The 264-nt window shown below is 67.8% G+C and carries 1 protein-coding gene; it reads right to left on the bottom strand.

Features of this window, described 5'->3' with window-relative positions:
• Positions 1-264: P-type ATPase actuator domain-containing protein (locus tag V2J85_RS41120; RefSeq protein WP_474064984.1), on the bottom strand; the 264-nt coding region annotated here is incomplete at both ends.

Genomic DNA, 264 nt, shown 5'->3' with positions numbered 1-264 from the left:
TCAGCGCGATCTCGTTGGGGGTCTTCTGCCGTGCGGCGCCCTCGACGAGGTTGATCATCCGGTCGATGAAGGTCTCACCGGGCTTCGTGGTGATCTTGATGACGATGCGGTCGGAGAGCACCTTCGTGCCACCGGTCACGGCCGAGCGGTCACCGCCGGACTCGCGGATGACCGGGGCGGACTCGCCGGTGATGGCGGACTCGTCGACGGACGCCACGCCTTCGACGACATCGCCGTCACCGGGGATGATGTCGCCGGCCTCGC

This window comes from Streptomyces bugieae (assembly GCF_036352915.1).
Taxonomy (GTDB): domain Bacteria; phylum Actinomycetota; class Actinomycetes; order Streptomycetales; family Streptomycetaceae; genus Streptomyces; species Streptomyces endophytica.
This window is presented reverse-complemented; position numbering and strand designations above follow the sequence as displayed.